Source organism: Paraburkholderia atlantica (assembly GCF_000092885.1).
Classification (GTDB): Bacteria; Pseudomonadota; Gammaproteobacteria; order Burkholderiales; family Burkholderiaceae; genus Paraburkholderia; species Paraburkholderia atlantica.
Map to the genome: position 1 here is coordinate 1,318,396 of NC_014117.1, position 21,242 is coordinate 1,339,637.

The 21,242-nt window shown below is 64.3% G+C and carries 15 protein-coding genes; 10 read left to right on the forward strand and 5 right to left on the reverse strand.

The genetic code is table 11. From position 1 onward, the window contains the following. Nucleotides 1-57: 57 nt before the first annotated feature. Nucleotides 58-459, reverse strand: coding sequence for a transposase (locus BC1002_RS05845; protein WP_013089147.1), 402 nt, complete (start codon nucleotides 457-459; stop codon nucleotides 58-60). Between the two features lie 408 nt (nucleotides 460-867). Between BC1002_RS05845 and BC1002_RS05850 the strand changes: the two genes are divergently transcribed. The 9 genes from BC1002_RS05850 to truB all read left to right on the forward strand — a co-directional run bounded on the left by BC1002_RS05850 (nucleotide 868) and on the right by truB (nucleotide 13,639). Continuing rightward, on the forward strand, nucleotides 868-1,770 hold the full coding sequence (locus tag BC1002_RS05850) for a LysR family transcriptional regulator (protein WP_013089149.1): 903 nt from the start codon (nucleotides 868-870) through the stop codon (nucleotides 1,768-1,770). Nucleotides 1,771-1,957: 187 nt separating this feature from the next. Beyond that, complete coding sequence (locus BC1002_RS05855; protein WP_013089150.1) at nucleotides 1,958-3,217, forward strand: pyridoxal phosphate-dependent aminotransferase; 1,260 nt, start codon at nucleotides 1,958-1,960, stop codon at nucleotides 3,215-3,217. A gap of 340 nt (nucleotides 3,218-3,557) precedes the next feature. Further along, entirely contained in the window at nucleotides 3,558-4,610 is a 1,053-nt protein-coding gene (gene scpB / locus BC1002_RS05860) for an SMC-Scp complex subunit ScpB (RefSeq protein WP_013089151.1), read from the forward strand. A 63-nt stretch (nucleotides 4,611-4,673) separates the two neighbouring features. Next, a complete protein-coding gene (gene rluB / locus BC1002_RS05865; RefSeq protein WP_013089152.1) occupies nucleotides 4,674-6,443 on the forward strand; it encodes a 23S rRNA pseudouridine(2605) synthase RluB in 1,770 nt (589 codons plus the stop codon). Between the two features lie 641 nt (nucleotides 6,444-7,084). Beyond that, on the forward strand, nucleotides 7,085-7,543 hold the full coding sequence (rimP, locus tag BC1002_RS05870; RefSeq protein WP_006052964.1) for a ribosome maturation factor RimP: 459 nt from the start codon (nucleotides 7,085-7,087) through the stop codon (nucleotides 7,541-7,543). Beyond that, nucleotides 7,540-9,015, forward strand: coding sequence for a transcription termination factor NusA (gene nusA, locus BC1002_RS05875; RefSeq protein ID WP_013089153.1), 1,476 nt, complete (start codon nucleotides 7,540-7,542; stop codon nucleotides 9,013-9,015). The genes rimP and nusA overlap by 4 nt, the downstream gene beginning before the upstream one ends. A gap of 94 nt (nucleotides 9,016-9,109) precedes the next feature. Beyond that, nucleotides 9,110-12,037, forward strand: a complete 2,928-nt coding sequence (gene infB, locus BC1002_RS05880; RefSeq protein WP_013089154.1) for a translation initiation factor IF-2 — start codon at nucleotides 9,110-9,112, stop codon at nucleotides 12,035-12,037. A gap of 222 nt (nucleotides 12,038-12,259) precedes the next feature. Beyond that, nucleotides 12,260-12,625, forward strand: coding sequence for a 30S ribosome-binding factor RbfA (rbfA, locus tag BC1002_RS05885; RefSeq protein ID WP_008922231.1), 366 nt, complete (start codon nucleotides 12,260-12,262; stop codon nucleotides 12,623-12,625). 78 nt (nucleotides 12,626-12,703) lie between these two features. Next, nucleotides 12,704-13,639 carry a tRNA pseudouridine(55) synthase TruB gene (truB, locus tag BC1002_RS05890; RefSeq protein ID WP_013089155.1) on the forward strand — a complete coding sequence of 312 codons (936 nt, stop codon included), beginning with the start codon at nucleotides 12,704-12,706 and terminating at the stop codon, nucleotides 13,637-13,639. 125 nt (nucleotides 13,640-13,764) lie between these two features. On the opposite strand, the gene BC1002_RS05895 is transcribed toward truB, so the two are convergent. The 4 genes from BC1002_RS05895 to BC1002_RS05910 all read right to left on the reverse strand — a co-directional run bounded on the left by BC1002_RS05895 (nucleotide 13,765) and on the right by BC1002_RS05910 (nucleotide 18,774). Beyond that, nucleotides 13,765-15,327 carry a DHA2 family efflux MFS transporter permease subunit gene (locus BC1002_RS05895; RefSeq protein ID WP_013089156.1) on the reverse strand — a complete coding sequence of 521 codons (1,563 nt, stop codon included), beginning with the start codon at nucleotides 15,325-15,327 and terminating at the stop codon, nucleotides 13,765-13,767. A 34-nt stretch (nucleotides 15,328-15,361) separates the two neighbouring features. Next, complete coding sequence (locus BC1002_RS05900; protein ID WP_013089157.1) at nucleotides 15,362-16,603, reverse strand: EmrA/EmrK family multidrug efflux transporter periplasmic adaptor subunit; 1,242 nt, start codon at nucleotides 16,601-16,603, stop codon at nucleotides 15,362-15,364. 82 nt (nucleotides 16,604-16,685) lie between these two features. After that, nucleotides 16,686-18,206 carry an efflux transporter outer membrane subunit gene (locus BC1002_RS05905; protein ID WP_013089158.1) on the reverse strand — a complete coding sequence of 507 codons (1,521 nt, stop codon included), beginning with the start codon at nucleotides 18,204-18,206 and terminating at the stop codon, nucleotides 16,686-16,688. A 52-nt stretch (nucleotides 18,207-18,258) separates the two neighbouring features. After that, complete coding sequence (locus tag BC1002_RS05910) at nucleotides 18,259-18,774, reverse strand: MarR family winged helix-turn-helix transcriptional regulator (RefSeq protein WP_013089159.1); 516 nt, start codon at nucleotides 18,772-18,774, stop codon at nucleotides 18,259-18,261. A gap of 328 nt (nucleotides 18,775-19,102) precedes the next feature. On the opposite strand from BC1002_RS05910, the gene typA reads away from it, so the two are divergent. After that, on the forward strand, nucleotides 19,103-20,932 hold the full coding sequence (gene typA / locus BC1002_RS05915) for a translational GTPase TypA (RefSeq protein WP_013089160.1): 1,830 nt from the start codon (nucleotides 19,103-19,105) through the stop codon (nucleotides 20,930-20,932). Nucleotides 20,933-21,242: the final 310 nt, after the last annotated feature.

Consider the following 21,242-nt stretch of genomic DNA (forward strand, 5'->3'; position numbering starts at 1 on the left):
GCGGCTGGATAAAAAAACCGGGCGCCCGCAGGCGCCCGGTGACAACGTAGTTTCGCGTCAGGCCATCTTGACCGGCGCGCGCCACGACTCCGGATTCGTCCAGAACGCGCCGCGCATACGGTCGCGGCTCGGCGGTGCTGGCGGTTTCGCGGCCGTTGCGCCGATCCTGCCGCGCAGCGAGATTTCGCGGCCGCTGGTGCCAAGCCGCTTCACAATTTCAGCGAGCGTGCCATCGGCCTGCCACTCGTCGAAACGCCGGCGGCACGTCGGCGGGGACGGGTAACGGCCCGGCAGCTTGGACCAGCCTTCGCCCGTCGACAACACCCAAAGCACGGCGTTGACCACCGCCCGAGCTTCCACGCGCGGCCGACCGCGCCGTTCGCTGCGCGCCGGCTCGGCACAGAACAAAGCCTCGACCAGCGCCCACTCGTTATCTCTCAAATCGTCGAACAGCATCATGTTTCACCTCAGCGAAGCTAACTCCGGTGCGCTGCCCCGCGCCGCGCACTCTTCATACACTCGATAGGCGAGTGCCAAAAGGGGACGGGCTTGCCACGGATTGCCTTTTAAGTCGGAAATCATGGCGCCGACCCTGCGCGTCTCTTAACGCACGAAGTGTGCCAATTTGATATCGATTGCTTGAAAGCCCCGTGGCGGCGGGCCAACGCGGGCGCCAACCAGGGCCGTATATGAATCCAAAAAACCCATCTCGCAAATCAGGACAATCACCAATCTTGTGCAGATGGGCCCGGCCAGCGTGCGTTCGCGCCTTTTTGCTGCATTGCAGCGATCCTTGTGAGCGGCGCTGTGCCTCATAGATTTAGCCGTACAATGCGCATTAAACTGCGCTATTGATGAGGTCAACAAATGAATGTGACGCTGCGACAACTCAGGGTTTTCATCGAGGTGGCGCGCTTGCAAAGCTTCAGTCGGGCTGGCGACGAAATCGGCCTCACACAGTCGGCGGTCAGTCGCTGCGTACGCGAGCTCGAAGGCGAGATCGGCCTGAAGCTAATCGATCGCACGACGCGCGAAGTGCAACTAACCGACGTCGGCGGCAACCTGGTGTCGAGCGTGTCGCGACTGCTGTCGGATCTCGACGACGCGTTGCGCGAGATCCGCGAAATCGGCGAGCAGCGCCGCGGACGCGTGGTGGTCGCGGCAAGTCCGACCGTCGCGTGCCGGCTGATGCCGCGCGTGGTCGCATCGTGCGGGCAGCAGTTTCCGTATGTGACGCTTGGCCTGCGCGACGACGTGCAAAGCGACGTGGTGCGCAAGGTGAAGTCGGGCGAGGTGGACTTCGGCGTGATCATCGGTCCGTTCTCCGACGACGATCTGCTCAGCGAGACGCTGATGACCGACTCGTTCTGCATCGTGTCGCGTGACGATCATCGGCTCGCCGCGCGCAAGCAGGTTACGTGGAAGGACCTCGACGGCGAGCAACTCGTGATGCTCGATTATGCGTCCGGCAGCCGCCCCCTCATCGACGCCGTGATGCAGGCGCAGGGCGTAAACGCCACGGTGGTGCAGGAACTCGGCCATTCGGCGACGGTGTTCGGGCTCGTCGAGGCGGGCGTCGGGATCAGCGTGCTGCCGTGGCTCGCGTTGCCGCTGCCGGCGGGGGCGTCGCTGGTCGCGCGTCCGCTAGTGCCGCGCGCGGAGCGCCGCGTCGAGCTGGTGCGGCGGCGCGACCGGTCGCTGTCGCCCGCGGCCGAGGCGGTGTGGAATCTGATCAGGCAGTTGCCGGGGCGGGCCGAGGAGTTGAATTAACGGGCGGGGTCGCGTGCGGTCCATCCGACTGATGGGGGGGGCGCCAGGCGCGGCCCGCCGCCCGTCCTGCACCTGCCACGCGTTCCGCCGCTGTCCGGCCACCCGGCGCGCTAAACTACCGCCTTCATCGCGCACGCCTTCGCGGTTGCGCCCCGAGCCTCTCACCCTTCACCGTCCGGAAGCCTCGATGAGCGAATTGGACCTGCCCGTGCCCTCCATCCCGAATGCGCGAGACGCCGTGCGCGCGCTGCGCCCATCGCAAATCCGTGAAGTCGCGAACGCCGGTTTCGGCGTCGAAGACGTGCTGCCGTTCTGGTTCGGCGAGTCCGACCGCGTCACACCCGCGTTCATCCGCGACGCCGCGAGCGCCGCGCTCGCCGCCGGCGCGACGTTTTACACGCACAACCTTGGCATCGCGCCGTTGCGCGCGGCACTCGCGGGCTACGTCAGCAAGCTGCATGGTGCGACGTCGCCGGAGCACATCGCGGTCACGAGCGCGGGCGTCAATGCGCTGATGCTCGCCGCGCAGCTGGTGGTCGGCGCCGGCGACCGCGTCGTCGCGGTGACGCCGCTATGGCCGAATCTGGTCGAGATTCCGAAGATTCTCGGCGCACATGTCGAAACTGTCGCTCTCGGCTACGGCGAGCGCGGCTGGGAGCTCGACGTTGGGCAATTGCTGGCCGCGCTGACGCCTGACACGAAGATGCTGATGATCAACTCGCCGAACAATCCGACCGGCTGGGTGATGAATCGCGACGACCAGCGCAGCGTGCTCGAACACTGCCGTCAGCACGGTATCTGGATCGTCGCGGACGAGGTCTACGAGCGGCTTTACTATCCCGGCGATGACGGCGCCGAGGCGACCGGCGCACGCACCGCGCCTTCGTTTCTCGACCTCGCGACGCGCGACGAACGCGTGATCTGCGTGAATTCGTTCTCGAAAGCCTGGCTGATGACCGGGTGGCGGCTCGGCTGGATCGTCGCGCCGACCGCGTTGATGGATGACCTGGCGAAGCTGGTCGAGTACAACACGTCGTGCGCGCCGTCGTTCGTGCAGCAGGCGGGCTTCGCGGCGCTCGAGCAGGGCGAGCACTTTACGCAGGAGCTGGTGCGTGATCTGAGGCGGTCGCGTGATCATCTGGTGCGCGCGCTGTCGGCCGTTCCCGGCGTCGATGTGAAGGCTCCGCTGGGCGCGATGTATCTGTTCTTCTCGATGCCAGGCTCGACGCGCAGTCTCGACTTGTGCAAGGCGATGGTGCGCGAGGTCGGGCTCGGCGTGGCACCGGGCAGCGCGTTCGGGCCGCAAGGCGAGGGGTTCGTTCGCTGGTGCTATGCGTGCGATACGGCGCGGCTCGATGCCGGCGTCGAGCGCTTGACGCGGTTTCTGGCGTGCCACGCCGGCGGGCGAGCACACACAGCTTCATGTGCCCGCCGCGCAGCGTCTTAGCGCGCCGTGAGCGGCGAAAGGCCGCGAATTGTGAAAGTCTTCTTGCTCGCGACTCGGCCCGGACGGGCGCGGGCACACTGGTCGGCGCCGCAGCAGAAGATGCACGGCAGATCGCGGCTTTACGCCCCGATCGTTTTTGCGTAATATGGCGCTCAGTTCACGCGAATCCTTTCAGGAATATCGCCGCTCCGTCCGGCTGGGTCTGGCTCGATAAGTCTGTTCGCCACCCCCCCGGTGCGTGCTCCCATCAATATGACCGATCAGAATCGGGCGAGCGCGTCTTCAGTTCCACATCGTCTGTTTGATCCGGTTCTTTGACCACAGGGTCTGACCTAGCTGCATGAATACCCAAGAGGCGAAGATCGTCCTCGAGACTGCCTTGATCTGCGCGCAGGAGCCGCTAAAGCTCGGCGAATTGCGCAAGCTCTTTGCCGACGGCGTGTCGGCAGACACTGTTCGGACTTTGCTCGAAGACCTGAAGCGGGACTGGTCTGGGCGCGGTGTGGAGTTGGTCGGGCTGGCGTCGGGCTGGCGGTTTCAAAGCAAGCCCGCGATGCGTTCGTATCTGGATCGACTGCATCCGGAAAAGCCGCCGAAATATTCGCGCGCGGTGCTCGAAACGCTCGCGATCATCGCCTACCGGCAACCGGTGACACGGGGCGATATCGAAGAAATTCGCGGTGTGACGGTGAATACGCAGGTCGTCAAGCAGCTCGAGGATCGCGGCTGGATCGAGGTGATCGGTCATCGCGACGTGCCGGGCCGTCCAGCGCTGTATGCGACCACGCGTCAGTTCCTCGACGACCTTGGCCTAACGGCGCTCGACGAGTTGCCGCCGCTGGCCGATCCGTCCGCGCAACTGAACGCGGATCTGTTGGGTCAGCACGCGATCGAGTTCGCCGAGAGCAATGCGCAAAGTGTGCAGCAGCCGGATCAGGATACAGGGCACGACCCGGCGGCTGACGCGGGCGAGCCGGCTTCGCGCGAAGCGACGCAGCACGGCGCGTCAGGACTTGAAGCAACGCCTTCCGAGACGGTTGCCGAATCGACGTTCGAGACGGAGCCCCATGTGGAAGCTGCTGGGCAGGCCGGCACGACAAATGCGCCGAGTGCATCAGATCCGTCGGACGCGCCGCACGACACGCAACAACAGCCCGAACCGGCACCCACGGCAACACAGACCAGCGTCGCCGGTTCGGCACAGAATCACGATCCGGTCACCCCGACCGATCTGGCAACACCCGCGCACGACTCGGGCGAAGCTCGCAATACGGAGCACCCCGCCGAGCCGAACCCGGTCGATGCGGCGCACGACGATCCCGAGGATCGCCGCGATGCCGCACAGGACGCAGGTTTCCTGACCGACGACGAAACCGAGTCGCGCAGCGCCTGACGTAACCGAACTTTTTTGCCGCGCCCGCAACGGGCGCGCGCGACCTGACATTTTGAGGTTGTTTTGACACATACCCACGACACCGATTCGTCCGAATCCGAGCGCCCCGTGCCGTCGGCGCGGACCGACGAACGCACTACGCAAGCGTCGGCAGGCGAGGGCGAGCGCCCGGCTCACGGCGCGGAAGCAGAGGGCGAAGAGCGTCCCCGCCGCGGTCTACGTCGCGGGCCGCGCAGCCTGATCGCGCGACGCCGCGCTGGCGCGAAGACGAAGGCAGCCGAGGGCGCGCCGGTCGTCGCCGAAACGCCGCCGGACGGCGAGGTCGTCGCCCAGGCGCGCGCACCGCGCAAGGACGCGGGCGCGAAACAAGGCGGACGTCGCAATGCCGGCGGCGGCGCGAAGCGCGAAGGCGCGTCGCGCGAAGGCCAGCGCGAACGTCAGCCGCGCGAAGGTCAACGTGATGGCCAGCGCCAGAATCGACGCGGCGCCGAGGCGGCCGCGGCTACGGAAACAGCTCAGGACGATCTGTTCTCGTACGTGACGTCGCCCGCATTCGATGCCGACAACACCATGACTGGCGGCGTACGCGCGCCGATGCTGCGCCGTGGCAAGGCAGCGGGCCCGAAGCGCGTGCTGTCGCCCGATGACGACGCGCCGAAGTTGCACAAGGTGCTCGCCGAGGCGGGCATGGGTTCGCGCCGCGACATGGAAGAGCTGATCATCGCCGGCCGGGTGTCGGTGAACGGCGAGCCGGCGCACATCGGCCAGCGCATCATGCCGACCGACCAGGTCCGCATCAACGGCAAGCCGGTCAAGCGCAAGCTCGCCAGCAAGCCGCCGCGTGTGCTGCTGTACCACAAACCGACCGGCGAAATCGTCAGCCACGCGGACCCGGAAGGCCGTCCATCGGTGTTCGACAAGCTGCCGCCGATGAAAACCGCCAAGTGGGTCGCGGTCGGCCGTCTCGACTTCAACACCGAAGGTCTGCTGATGCTGACCACGTCGGGCGATCTCGCAAACCGCTTCATGCACCCGCGTTATAGCGTCGAGCGCGAATATGCGGTGCGTGTCGTCGGCGAACTGGCCGAGGGTATGCGTCAAAAACTGCTGCACGGCGTCGAACTCGAGGATGGTCCGGCGAACTTCCTGCGCATCCGCGACGGCGGCGGCGAAGGCACTAATCACTGGTACCACGTCGCGCTCGCCGAAGGGCGGAATCGCGAAGTACGCCGCATGTTCGAAGCGGCCGGCCTGATGGTCAGCCGGCTGATCCGCACGCGCCACGGCCCGATCTCGCTGCCGCGTGGTTTGAAGCGCGGCCGCTGGGAAGAACTCGAGGACAATCAGGTGCGCGCGTTGATGGCCTCCGTCGGCCTGAAGGCTCCCACCGAAGAGCGCGGCAGCCGCAATGCGGCACCGGAGCGTCGTCAGCCGGATCCGATGCAGACGTCGATGGGCTTCATCAACCGCGAGCCGGTGCTGATGTCGCATAGCCGCTTCGAGCAGCAGCCGCGCGGACAGGGCCGCCGTGGCGCGGCGGGCGGCGGCTTCGGCGCGGGCATGGGGGGCGGCGCCGGTTTTGGTGCCGGCGCAGGCAATCGTGCCCCCGGAGGGCAGCGTGGCCGCGACGTCGACGGCAATCGCGCGCCGTCGCCCAACGGCAACCGTGCGCGCACTGGCGGCAAGCGAGCCGGCGGGGCCGGCAACAGCGGTGGCAATCGTGGGCCGGGTGGCAATCGTGGCGGCAACACAAACCGTGCCGGCGGCAACGCGGGTTCGGGCGGCGCCAATCGTGGGAGTGGCACGGCGCGCGGTCGCTCGCGCGGCCGCTAGGCGGGGCCGCTGTACCGCGTTTGAGGGGCAGGCGTTGAGCGGCCGTCCCCTTTGATGCAAGTTCGTACGACCTGCAAGGCTACGGCCGCTTCAGACGGCTCGTTCAGCAATCGCGACGCACAGAAATGCCGAGCGATTGCCGGACGAGCCGTTTTTCATTTTGGCGATTTTATGCCGCATCTTCTTTGCAGCGTTCGAGCGCGGTTTCTGATCTGTCAAAACCCGTGCGAAACAGCACCGCATACCAAAAGGACGATTCGCCGCAAGGTGTCGACGTAGCCCGTCCGGCTTCCTTTCCACACGGCTCGCGCGACCTTGCAAAACCCCGGATTTGCCGCCACATTGTCGAAAGATTCCTATCAAATCAAGCGGAAATGCGCATCGCCCGTCGTTCTGCGGATTGCCTTTGGGCCGAAAAATGGCTACAATCGCGAAGTCGCTGGGCGTACGGTTTCATGTGCGGCTCAGGTGCGACCACCGGCAATAAGATGATGGGCGTTCAGCCCATTTTTTTTTGCCGCTCAGTTCATCGTGGTTCGGCATCTCGGGTTCGCACCAACGTGCGCCGGCTTGGCGCGCGGCCCGCATTGGTTGTTTGCAGAAGAGGCGAGGCTCGCTGCGCGAACATCTAAGAGGGCACTGTGCAACTGACGGAACTGATTGAAACCACGGTCGTGGGACTCGGCTACGAGCTCGTCGATCTCGAGCGCACCGGGCGCGGCATGTTGTGTATCTATATCGACCAGCCGGCCGGCATCGCAATCGAAGACTGCGAGAAAGTCACGCGTCAGCTCCAGCACGTTCTGACGGTCGAAAATATCGATTACGAGCGGCTCGAAGTATCGTCGCCCGGTCTCGACCGCCCGCTGAAAAAACTGGCGGACTTTGAACGTTTCGCGGGCAGCGAAGCGGTTATCACACTGAAAAAGCCATTAGACGGTCGGAAATCGTACCGGGGTATTTTGCATGCTCCGCAGGGCGAGACGATCGGTCTGGAATTTGAAGGAAAAGAAGGCGCCGCGATGCTCGATTTCACGCTCGCGGACATGGACAAGGCGCGCCTTGTTCCGAAAGTTGACTTTAGGAGCCGCAAACAATGAGTCGCGAAGTGTTGATGCTGGTGGATGCGCTGGCACGCGAGAAGAATGTCGACAAGGACGTGGTATTTGCCGCGCTCGAAGCGGCTCTCGCTTCGGCCTCCAAGAAACTCTTCGAAGAAGATGCGGATATCCGCGTCCACATCGACCGTGAAAGCGGCGAGCACGAAACGTTTCGCCGCTGGAAGGTGGTGCCGGACGAAGCCGGTCTGCAGGAGCCGGATCAGGAAATCCTGCTGTTCGAGGCGCGCGAGCAGCAGCCCAACATCCAGCTCGACGAGTTCATCGAGGAGCCGGTGCCGTCGATCGAATTTGGCCGCATCGGCGCGCAGGCCGCCAAGCAGGTGATCCTGCAGAAGGTGCGCGATGCCGAGCGCGAGCAGATCCTGAACGACTTTCTCGAGCGCGGCGAACACATCATGACCGGCTCGGTGAAGCGCCTCGACAAAGGTAACTTCATCGTCGAATCGGGTCGGGTCGAAGCGCTGCTGCGTCGTGACCAGCTGATCCCGAAGGAAAACCTTCGCGTGGGCGACCGCGTGCGCGCGTATATCGCCAAGGTAGACCGCACCGCGCGTGGTCCGCAGATCGAGCTGTCGCGTACGGCGCCGGAATTCCTGATGAAGCTGTTCGAGATGGAAGTGCCGGAAATCGAGCAGGGCCTGCTCGAGATCAAGGCGGCCGCTCGCGATCCGGGCGTGCGTGCGAAGATCGGTGTAGTTGCTTATGACAAGCGCATCGATCCGATTGGCACCTGTGTCGGTATTCGCGGCTCACGCGTGCAGGCCGTACGCAACGAGCTCGGTGGCGAAAACGTCGACATCGTGCTATGGTCGGAAGACCCCGCCCAGTTCGTGATCGGCGCGCTCGCGCCGGCAGCCGTGCAGTCGATCGTCGTCGATGAAGAAAGGCATTCGATGGACGTCGTCGTCGACGAGAACGAACTCGCGGTCGCGATCGGCCGCAGCGGCCAGAACGTGCGACTTGCCAGCGAGCTCACCGGCTGGCAGATCAACATCATGACGCCGGACGAATCTGCGCAGAAGCAGAATCAGGAGCGCGGCGTCCTGCGTGACCTGTTCATGGCGCGTCTCGATGTCGACGAGGAAGTCGCCGACATCCTGATCGACGAAGGCTTCACGAGCCTCGAAGAGATCGCTTACGTGCCGCTCAACGAAATGCTCGAAATCGAGGCATTCGACGAAGACACCGTTCACGAACTGCGCAACCGCTCGCGCGACGCGCTGTTGACGATGGCGATCGCGAACGAAGAAAAGGTCGAGAATGTGGCGCTCGACCTGAAGAGCCTGGACGGCATGGATGCCGACCTGCTCGCGAAACTGGCCGAACATCAGATCCAGACGCGCGACGAACTCGCCGAGCTGGCCGTGGATGAACTGGTCGAGATGACTGGGATGGGAGAGGATGCCGCTAAGGCGTTGATCATGAAAGCACGTGAACACTGGTTCCAGTGAGAAATGACCATGGCGCACTGAATTGAACGCGGCCGCGAGGCCGCATGACCCGATGCTAACCGCAAGGAATCGGTCCTTGCATTAAGAGGAATGAATGGCGAGTAACAACGTAGCCCAATTTGCCGCGGAACTGAAAATGCCTGCTGGCGTGCTGCTCGAGCAGCTGCAGGCAGCGGGCGTCCAGAAAGCGAGCGAAGACGACAACCTGTCCGAGGCGGACAAGGCGCGTCTGCTCGATCACTTGCGCAAGTCGCATGGCTCGAACGATGCCGACAAGCGCAAGATCACGCTGACGCGCCGGCATACGTCGGAGATCAAGCAGTCCGATGCGACGGGCAAAGCTCGCACCATTCAGGTCGAGGTGCGCAAGAAGCGCACGTTCGTCCGCCGCGACGAGACCGTCGCGGAAGGCGGGGATGCATCGAATCATGTGGCCGAAAACGCGGACGTCGAAGATCTCGAACTGCAGCGTCGTGAGGAAGAAGCACGTCACGAAGCCGAGCTGCTCGAAAAGCAGGCGCAGGAGCTGAAGGCGCGTCAGGAACAGCTCGAGCGCGAAGAGGCCGAGCGTCAGGCGCGCGAGCAGGCTGCGGAAGCCGAGCGCCAGCGCGCGGAAGAAGAAGCGAAGAAGCGCGCAGCGGCTGCGGCCGAGGCGGCGGCTCGCGAGAGGGCTCAGCAGGCGGCCGCGCAAGCGGCTGCGCCGGTTGCCGCCAAGGCAAGCGAGCAGGACGACGAACGCGCGGCAGCGGAACGCGCCGCGCAGCGCGAAGCTGCGAAGAAAGCGGAAGACGCTGCGCGCGTGGCTGCCGAAAAAGCTCGCGCCGAACAGGAAGAAATCGCCAAGCGCCGTGCGGCGGCCGAAGCCGAAGCGCGCGCGATTCGCGAAATGATGAATACGCCGCGCAAGGCGCAGGTGAAGGCGCCGGAACCGGCACCGAAGCCCGCTGAGCCGGCCAAGGCGGCCGAAGCCAAGGGTACGCTGCACAAGCCGGCGCGTCCGGCTGGCGAAGCACCGGCTCGCCCGGCAGCCAGGAAGCCGGCAGCGGCGGCTCCCGCACCCGCAAGCGCACCGTCCGCGGGCGACAAGAAGAAGCCGGGCGCCGGCGGCAAGGGCGGCGGCAATTGGCAGGACGACGCAGCGAAGCGCCGTGGCATCAAGACGCGCGGCGATTCGAGCGGCGGCGTCGATCGCGGCTGGCGCGGCGGTCCGAAGGGTCGTGGCAAGCATCAGGAGCAGACCACCACGTTCCAGGCGCCGACCGAACCGATCGTGCGTGAAGTGCACGTGCCGGAAACCATCACGGTGGCGGATCTCGCGCACAAGATGGCGGTGAAGGCTTCGGAAGTCATCAAGGTGATGATGAAGCTCGGCCAGATGGTCACGATCAACCAGATGCTGGACCAGGAAACGGCGATGATCATCGTCGAGGAACTGGGCCACCGTGCGCTCGCGGCGAAGCTGGACGATCCGGAAGCCATGCTGGTCGAAGGCGAAGCGAGCGACGCCGAAGCGCTGCCGCGTCCGCCGGTCGTTACCGTGATGGGTCACGTCGACCACGGCAAGACCTCGCTGCTCGACTACATCCGCCGCGCGAAGGTTGCGGCAGGCGAAGCGGGCGGTATTACCCAGCACATCGGCGCTTACCATGTCGAAACGCCGCGCGGCGTGATCACGTTCCTCGACACGCCGGGTCACGAAGCCTTTACGGCAATGCGTGCCCGCGGTGCGAAGGCAACCGACATCGTGATTTTGGTAGTGGCCGCCGACGACGGTGTGATGCCGCAGACGAAGGAAGCGATTTCCCACGCAAAGGCTGGCGGCGTGCCGCTCGTCGTCGCAATCAACAAGATCGACAAGCCGGAAGCGAATCCGGAGCGCGTGAAGCAGGAACTCGTCACGGAAGGCGTCGTGCCGGAAGAGTACGGCGGCGACTCGCCGTTCGTGCCGGTGTCGGCGAAGACCGGCGCGGGCATCGACGATCTGCTCGAAAACGTGCTGCTGCAGGCCGAAGTGCTGGAGTTGAAGGCACCGGTCGAATCGCCGGCCAAGGGTCTCGTCATTGAAGCGAAGCTCGACAAGGGTAAGGGTCCGGTGGCAACGATCCTCGTGCAGTCGGGTACGCTGAACCGCGGCGACGTCGTGCTGGCAGGCAGCGCCTACGGTCGCGTGCGCGCCATGCTCGACGAAACCGGCAAGCCGACCAAGTCCGCCGGTCCGTCGATCCCGGTCGAAATTCAGGGTCTGTCGGAAGTGCCGCAGGCTGGCGAAGAAGTGATCGTGATGCCGGACGAGCGCAAGGCGCGTGAAGTTGCGCTGTTCCGTCAGGGCAAGTTCCGCGACGTGAAGCTCGCGAAGCAGCAGGCCGCGAAGCTCGAGACCATGCTCGAGCAGATGGGCGAAGGCGAAGTGCAGTACATGCCGCTCATCGTCAAGGCCGACGTGCAGGGTTCGCAGGAAGCGCTGGTGCAGTCGCTGCAGAAGCTCTCCACCGACGAAGTGCGCGTGCAGATCGTGCACGGCGCGGTCGGCGGCATCAGCGAGTCGGACGTCAACCTCGCGACGGCGTCGAAGGCGGTCATCATCGGCTTCAACACCCGCGCGGATGCGCAGGCTCGCAAGCTGGCCGAAGCCAACGGCGTCGATATCCGCTACTACAACATCATCTACGACGCCGTGGATGACGTGAAGGCGGCGATGTCGGGCATGCTGGCGCCGGAGAAGCGCGAAGTCGTGACGGGCACGGTCGAAGTGCGCCAGGTCTTCAAGGTGCCGAAGGTCGGCACGGTCGCCGGTTGTATGGTCACGGACGGTTTCGTCAAGCGCTCGTCGTCGGTGCGCGTGCTGCGCAACAACGTCGTCATCTTCACGGGCGAGCTCGATTCGCTCAAGCGCTTCAAGGACGATGTGAAGGAAGTCCGTCAGGGCTTCGAGTGCGGTATGTCGATCAAGAACTTCAACGATATCGTCGAAGGCGATCAGTTCGAAGTCTTCGAGGTCACCGAAGTCGCGCGTACGCTGTAATCCACGCGGCACGGCACAACGGGCGGAACGGGCTTGACGCCCGCTCCGCCCGTTGTTTTTGAGCGCGCTGCGTCGGGTTTGTCGCTGGCTTCGTTGCCGCGTTCGTCGCAAATGGACTCTCACCTGCCGCGGCGATCGCGACGCCGTCGTATCGAACGGATAACGAACACGGGCTCGCGCGAACCAATTTTTTGCATCCGTCATAGCCGAGCACACAACACCATGCCTAAGAAACGTACTACTCCCAATCGCAACGTGCAGATCGCCGATCAAATCCAGCGCGACCTGGCCGAGCTGCTGCGCGAGGTCAAGGATCCGCGCATCGGCATCGTCACGTTTCAGAGCGTCGAGCTGACACCCGACTACGCGCACGCGAAGGTCTACTTCACGACGCTGACGGGCGACCCGCAGCAGACGCTCGAAGCGCTGACGCACGCGGCCGGCCATCTGCGCAATCTGCTGTTCAAGCGCCTGCATATCCATACGGTGCCGACGCTGCATTTCCACTACGACAAGACGATCGAGCGCGCCGTCGAGATGTCGCGCCTGATCGACGAGGCAAATTCCACGCGTGCGAAAGACGACTGAGTGACTGCCATGCCGTGACGTTCCAATTAGCGCGCGGCGCCGTTTTTTGTATTTCCCGAACGTTCTGCCTCCCTCGACATGACCGCACCTCAACGCCCCCGCGTGCCGCGTCGCGCGCTCGACGGCGTGCTGCTGCTCGACAAGCCGCTCGGCCTGTCGAGCAACGACGCGCTGGTTCGCGCGAAACGTCTCTATCTGGCGAAAAAGGCGGGCCACACCGGCACGCTCGATCCGCTCGCCACCGGCTTGCTGCCGCTGTGTTTCGGCGAGGCCACCAAGTTCTCCCAAGACCTGCTCGAAGCCGATAAGACCTACGAGGCCACGATGCGTCTCGGCATCCGCACGACCACCGGCGACGCCGAGGGCGAGGCGCTCGACATCCGCGCCGTCGACTGCGACGAAGTGGCGGTGCGGGCGGCGTTGCCCAGATTCATCGGTGAAATCGTTCAGGTCCCGCCGATGTACTCGGCGCTCAAGCGCGACGGCAAGCCGCTGTACGAGTACGCGCGCGCCGGCCAAACGGTCGAGCGGGAAGGGCGGCAGGTGACGATTCACTCGCTCGAACTGATTGCGTGCGCGCTGCCGGATGTGACGTTTCGCGTGACGTGCAGCAAGGGCACGTACGTGCGCACGCTTGCCGAGGATATCGGCGAGGCGCTGGGCTGTGGCGCGCATCTGGTCGCGCTGCGCCGCACGGGCGTCGGCGCGCTGACCCTCGAACATTCGGTCACGCTCGACGCGTTGTCCGACGCGACCGAACTCGAACGCGACGCATGGCTGCAGCCGGTCGACGCGTTGCTGTCGACGTTCCCGCAGGTCTGTCTGAGCGACGACGACACGCGCCGCTTCCTGCACGGCCAGCGTCTGAAGCTGTCGTCCTTGACTATCGCCGCCGACGCGGTAAATGCCCCGCGCGTGAGGGTGTACTCGGCACAGGGGCGCCTTCTCGGGGTCGCGAAACCCGGCGAAGGCGTGCTCGCACCCGAACGTCTGGTCGTGACATCGGAGACCTAGAGTTCACCGTATTGCCAGCTCGGCACGGACAATAAAAAAGCGGGATCGCCATCGAGCGATCCCGCTTTTTTCATACTCCTAGGGTGGAGCGGTGTCGAACTAAAGCAACACCACAAACAACCCACTCAATGCGCCGCGGCGGCCGCCGCTCCCGAGTCACCGCCTGCCCGTTCCGGTCGGGTGATCCAGATCAGCGCGATCAGTGCGACGAAAATGCCGGCCGAAATGAAGAACAGATCGTTCACGCCGAGCTGCGCGGCCTGCTGCGTGACCATGGTGTTGAAGAGACCATAGGTTTGCTGCTGATCCAGGCCCGCTGCGCCCATCTGATGGATCGACTGACCAAACGCCGGATTGTAAGCGTTCGCCTGTTCAGTCAGTTGCGCATGATGCATGATCGTGCGGTGATCCCACGCGGTCTGGAAAATCGACGTGCCGATACCGCCGCACATGATCCGCACGAAGTTCGACAGCCCCGAGGCCGCCGGAATCCGATGGCCCGGCAAGCCCGACAGCGTGATCGACACGAGCGGAATGAAGAAGCCGGCCATGCCGATGCCCTGAATCAGCGTGGGCAGCATCAGCGAGTACGTATCGACGCCGGTCGTATAGCGCGAGCGCATCCAGAAGCAGAGCGCGAAAATCAGGAACGACAGCGTCGCGATATAGCGCGGATCGGTGCGCGGCAGCACCTTGCCGGTGATCGGCGACAACAGGATCGCGAACACACCGACCGGCGCCATCACGAGTCCCGCTTCGGTCGCGGTGTAGCCGATATCGGTCTGCAGCCACAGCGGCAGCAGCACGAGATTGCCGAAGTAGAGCCCATAGCCGATCGACAGCGCGATCGTGCCGCCGGTGAAATTCCGCCGGCTGAACAGCGACAGGTCGACCACCGGATGTTCGGCCGTCAGCTCCCACACGATGAAAAACGCGAGCGCGATCACCGCGACGAGCGCGAGCACGACGATCGTCGTCGACGAGAACCAGTCGAGGTCCTTGCCCTTGTCGAGCATGACCTGAAGCGAGCCGACCCAGACGATCAGAAGACCGAGGCCGACGCCGTCGATTGGCGCCTTCTTGATCACCGAGTCGCGGTTACGGAAGATCATCCACGTGGCGGCGGCCGCGACCGCGCCGACCGGAATGTTGACGTAGAAAATCCACGGCCACGAGATGTTGTCGGAAATCCAGCCGCCGAGAATCGGACCGGCAACCGGTGCGATCAGCGTGGTCATCGCCCACATCGACAGCGCCATTGGCGCCTTCGCGCGCGGATAGCTCGCGAGCAGCAGCGTCTGCGACAGCGGGATCATCGGGCCGGCCACCGCGCCTTGCAGCACGCGCGACGCGAGCAGGAACGGCAGGTTCGGCGACAGCCCGCACATCCATGACGACAGCACGAATAGCACGATCGACGCCATGAACAGCCGCACCTGGCCGATGCGATCGGTGAGCCAGCCGGTCAGCGGCACCGAGATCGCGTTGGCCACCGCGAACGACGTGATCACCCACGTGCCCTGGTCGGACGACACGCCGAGGTCGCCGGAAATCGACGGGATCGACACGTTGGCGATCGACGTATCCAGGACGTTCATGAACACGGCGAGCGACACCGCAATCGTGCCGATCACCAGTTGCGCGCCCTCGAGCGGCGCGTGAGGGACTTGCGCCTGAGCCTGAGCCATTAAAAGAGCCTTCTAGGAATCGTCGGGCGGAGCCTTAGCTCTTATGGGCCGCCGGTTTGGTGGCGGCCGCAGCGCTCGCCGCGGTCGACTTCTGCGCGCCGCCGTTCGCCTTCTGACCGGCGTTTTCCGCGATGATGCGCGCGATTTCGGCATCGGCTTCCGCGCCGTACTTGTCGAACACGTTGGTCTGGTAAGACGTGGACGGCGCCTGACCGAGCTGGCCGCCGGTGTCATCCTTGATGTTCACGTCAGCCTGCATCGACAGACCGATACGCAGCGGATGCTTCTCGAGTTCCTGCGGATCTAGCGAAATACGCACCGGCAGACGCTGCACGACCTTGATCCAGTTGCCGGTCGCGTTCTGCGCGGGCAGCAGCGAGAACGCCGAGCCCGTGCCGGCCGAGAAGCCGATGACCTTGCCGTGATACGGCACCGAAGAGCCGTAGACGTCGGCCGTCAGTTCGACCGGCTGGCCGATGCGCATGTGCTTCAGTTGCACCTCCTTGAAGTTCGCGTCGACCCACACGTCATGCAGCGGCACGATCGCCATCAGCGGCGTGCCCGGCGAGACGCGCTGGCCGACCTGCACCGAGCGTTTCGCGACATAGCCGGTGACCGGCGCGGGCAGCGTATTGCGAGCGTGGTTCAGGTAAGCGTCGCGCAGCTTCGCGGCGGCGGCCTGCACGTTCGGGTGATTGGCGATCGTGGTGTTCGCGGTCAGCGCGCGGTTTGCCGCGAGTTGCTGTTTGGCGGCGTCGAGCGCAGCCTGTGCGCTCTTCACGGCGTCGCGTGCGTGCGAGATTTCTTCCTGCGATACCGCGCCGGTCTGCGCGACCGTCATGCGGCGCTTCAGGTCGTCCTGGGCTCGCGACAGGTCGGCCTGGCTCGCCGCGACCCGCGCTTCGTACTGGCTGTCGTCGGCGAACAGGCCGCGCACCTGACGCACCACCTGCGCAAGGTTGGCCTCCGCCTGTTCGAGCGCGACGCGCGCGTCGGCCGGGTCGAGCACGACGAGCGGGTCGCCGGCCTTGACCACCTGCGTGTCGTCCGCGTTGACCGCGATCACGGTGCCCGTGACCTGCGGCGTGATCTGCACGACGTTGCCGCTCACGTAGGCGTCGTCGGTGTCTTCATGGAAGCGTGCGTCGAGGAAGTAGTACAGGCCGTACGCGACCGCGGCAATCAGGATCACGATGACGAGCAGCGTCATCATGCGCTTGCGTTTGCCGTTGTTCGCCGCTTGCGGTGGAGTGGCGGGCTGCTGGGGGGTGCTCATTGATGTGCTCCGGGTTCTTTTGAACGTCGTCGTTTATTCGGTGTTCGTGTGTATGCGTGTGTGTTGACGCGGGCAGTCTCGCTCAGTTCGCGGCGGTGCTCGTGGCGTGGTTCGCGGCGTTGGCCGATGCCGGAACATCGGTCGGCACGACGAGGCCGGTCTGGGTCGCGTCGAAGCCGCCGCCCAGTGCCTTGATCAGGCCGATCTGCAGACTGCGGCGGCGCATCTGCAGACCGGTGACCGTCTGCTCGGCGGCGAGCCGGTTGTCGTCGGCGGTCAGCACCTGCAGTTGCGGCGACAGCCCGGCCTTATAGCGGATCACGGCCAGCTGGTACGCCTTGCTCGACGCCTCGAGCGCGCGCTGGGCGTCGCCTTCCTGGCGGTCGATCGAGCGAATCGACGACACCTGCGTGGACACGTCCTGCAGAGCGTTGATCAGCGTCTGGTTGTAGTTCGCGACGTCGCCCTCGAAGTCGGCGTAGCGGCCCTTCAGCTGCGCACGCAACGCGCCGGCGTCGAAGAGCGGCAGATGGATCGCCGGGCCGAACTGAATCTGACGGCTCGACGAGGTCAGGAAACGGCCCCAGCCGAACGCGTCGAAGCCGAAGCCGGCCGCGAGATTCACGTCCGGGTAGAACTCGGCTTTCGCTTCTTTCACGTCGTGCATCGCGGCTTCGACCTGCCAGCGCGCGGCGACGATGTCCGCGCGACGCGCCACGAGGTCGGCCGGGATGTTGTCCGGCAGCGCGACCACGTTGCCGCCGGTGAGCACCGGCTTGTCGATCTGCAGGCCACGGTCCGGGCCTTTGCCGAGCAGCGCGCCCAACTGGTAGCGCACGACGGTGATCTGGCCGTCGAGGTCGGTCAGGTTCGACTGGCTCGTCGCGATGTTGCCGGCGGCGGTCTGCTTCTCGACATTGGTGTCGAGACCGGCCTTCACGCGGTTATCCGTGATACGGCCGACGTCCTGGCGGTTCGCGATTTCACGCGCTGCGATGTCGCGGAACGCATACAGCTGCGCGAGCTGGTTGTAGGTGCTCGCGACCGACGCGGCGAGCGTCACGCGCGCCTGCTGCATGTCAGCCTCGGCGGCTTTTTGCTGCGACACGGCCTGGCCGAGGCGCTGACGATTCTTGCCCCACAGGTCGAGATCCCACGACGCGCTCGCGAGCACGTTGTTCTCGCTAAACCAGGTGCCGCCGAACGGAGGCGGGAAGAGGGCGTTTGCCGAGTACAGCTCGCGAGTCCACGAATAGTTCAGTTCGGCCTTCGGGAACAGCGCCGAGCGCGAGCTTTCGATATACGACGAAGCCTTCGCGAGCCGCGCCTGTGCCTGGGCGATCGACGGGCTGCCTTCGAGCGCTTCCGCGATCAGCTTCGGCAGTTGCGGGTCCCCGAACTGGTTGGCCCAGTCGAGCGATGGCCACTGGCCGCCTTCGTTGGGCAGACTCTGCGTCGACTCGTACTGCGTCGGCGAGGCGATCTGCTTGTCGCTCTTGACGCCGAAGTAGTTCGCGCACCCCGTGAGGGCGAGCGCCGTCGCCGCGGCGGCGACAGCGGCCCGGCTCGACAGTGCGGGCGCGGACAGGGAAAGGGATTTCATCGCTCGACTTTTCTTTGAGTGGAATGTATTGATGGACGCAGCAAGCAAGCTATTACGATTTGTTATCGGGATGGCTTGCGGCATCGCGGGAAAGTCCCGTGTGTTCGCCGGAATTGGCGAGCACGCGGCGCAGCATGCTCTTCAGGAAGCCCACTTCCTCCGGGGTGAACCCGTTCAGCAGGGTATCGAGCACGCCGTTGAAAATGGCCGGCATGCGGGCCGCGATCGCATTGCCTTCCGGCGTCAACGCGAGGCGCACTACGCGCCGGTCTTCGTTGCTGCGCACCCGGGTGAGCAAGCCGCGCTTTTCGAGCCGGTCGATCAGGCGCGTGACGGCGCTTGCGTCGATACCATATTCACGCGCCAACTCGGCCGCGAGCAGGCATTTGCCGCTCGCCACCATGAACAGGATGCTGCCTTGCTGGCTGGTGATGCCGAGTTCGGCCATGCTGCGCTGCGTAACCAGATTGTGCAGTGTCGATTTCACCCGCGAGATGAGATAACCGACGCTTTCGCCGAGTTGATACTCGCTGAGGTCCGGCGTGGTTTCGTTGGACGGCTCCGTCATGATTCTCGTGCGATTGCAATGGTTGACTAGGCATTAGTATAGCTGGCTGTTGATTGACACGACAAGCGTTAATTCAGCTTAGGCAAGTATTATTTCGCGCTCAAGCAGGAAACCATACGGATTGACGTAGGGGCGCGGGCGACGCGGTATTCACGAAGTTCACCGGAAGCACGGAGAGCGCACGGTCTATCGGGGAATACCAGAAAGGATCATCCGCGCGTGCTATAATTTTGGGTTCCCAAAAGTGCGCTTTGGGCTTGTTGTCGTGGTTTGGCTCGTCAACCAGCAGCATAAGCAAGCGGCGCACTCAACCGTCTTCAGGTTTCCTATGACCCGCGCCCTACGCAACATTGCCATCATTGCTCACGTCGACCACGGCAAGACTACGCTCGTCGACCAGCTTCTCCGTCAGACCGCCACGTTCCGCGAGAACCAGCAGATCGCCGAGCGCGTGATGGACTCGAACGACATCGAAAAAGAGCGCGGCATCACGATCCTGTCGAAGAACTGCGCGGTGGAGTACGAAGGTACCCACATCAATATCGTCGACACGCCGGGGCACGCCGACTTCGGCGGCGAAGTGGAGCGCGTGCTGTCGATGGTCGACTCGGTGCTGCTGCTCGTCGACGCGGTGGAAGGCCCGATGCCGCAAACCCGCTTCGTCACAAAGAAGGCGCTCGCGCTCGGCCTGAAGCCGATCGTCGTGATCAACAAGGTCGACCGACCGGGCGCGCGGGTCGACTGGGTGATCAACCAGACCTTCGACCTCTTCGACAAGCTCGGCGCGAGCGAAGAGCAGCTCGATTTCCCGATCGTTTACGCGTCGGGCCTGAACGGCTATGCGGGTCTCACGCCTGACGTGCGCGACGGCGACATGCGTCCGCTGTTCGAGGCAATCCTGCAGCACGTGCCGGTGCGCCCGGCCGACCCCGAAGGTCCGCTGCAATTGCAGATCACGTCGCTCGACTACTCGTCGTACGTCGGCCGTATCGGCATTGGCCGTATCACGCGCGGCCGCATCAAGCCGGGCATGGCCGTGGTGGTCCGCTCGGGCCCGGAAGGCGAAATCCTCAATCGCAAGATCAACCAGGTGTTGTCGTTCAAGGGCCTCGATCGCGTGCAGGTCGACTCGGCTGAAGCGGGCGACATCGTGCTGATCAACGGCATCGAGGAAGTCGGCATCGGCGTGACGATCTGCTCGCCGGAACAGCCGGAAGCGCTGCCGATGATCACCGTCGACGAACCCACGTTGACGATGAACTTCCTCGTCAACTCGTCGCCGCTCGCGGGCCGCGAAGGCAAGTTCGTCACGAGCCGTCAGATTCGCGACCGCCTGATGAAGGAACTGAATCACAACGTTGCGCTGCGCGTGCGCGACACTGGCGACGAAACCACGTTCGAAGTGGCAGGCCGCGGCGAGTTGCACCTGACCATTCTGGTCGAAAACATGCGTCGTGAAGGCTACGAACTGGCCGTGTCGCGTCCGCGCGTCGTGATGCAGGAAATCAACGGCGAGAAGCACGAGCCGTACGAAAACCTGACCGTCGACATGGAAGACACGCACCAGGGCGGCGTGATGGAAGAACTTGGCCGCCGCAAGGGCGAAATGCTCGATATGGCGTCGGACGGCCGTGGCCGCACGCGTCTCGAGTACCGGATTTCGGCGCGTGGCCTGATCGGCTTCCAGTCGGAATTCCTCACGCTGACGCGCGGCACGGGTCTGATGAGCCACACGTTCGATTCGTACCAGCCGGTCAAGGAAGGCGCGGTCGGCGAGCGTCGCAACGGCGTGCTGATCTCGCAGGACGACGGCGCGGCAGTCGCGTACGCATTGTGGAAACTGCAGGATCGTGGCCGCATGTTCGTGTCGCCGGGCGAGGCGCTGTATGAAGGCATGATCATCGGCATTCACAGTCGCGACAACGACCTCGTCGTGAACCCCATCAAGGGCAAGCAGCTCACCAACGTGCGCGCGTCTGGCACCGATGAAGCCGTGCGTCTCGTGCCGCCGGTTCAGCTGTCGCTCGAATACGCGGTCGAGTTCATCGACGACGACGAACTGGTCGAAGTCACGCCGAAGTCGATCCGTCTACGCAAGCGCTACCTGAAGGAACACGAGCGCCGCAGCGCGAGCCGCAACAAGGTTGCCGGCGAATAAGCGGGATTCGAATCCGTCTGGATTAGCAGGGAACGGAAGCCACCTTCGGGTGGCTTCTTCGTTTCTGGCGCATCAAAACATGTGGCGCTGCACCATGCCTGCCCTTTGTCGAGCAGTGCACATGTAGATACCTATTGCGCTGTTCGTTTTCATTTCTCACAGAAGACTGTTGCGCGCTGTGAAAAAGCCCTGCACCACCCGTGAAACGCCCGCCGTCACAGGCTTTGCGCGTGTGCTGTCCGCTATCTGGGCTATTCGTTCTGTGCTATGCTCCCGGGTGCAAAGTTTTAGGTCCTTCCAAGCAAGACTT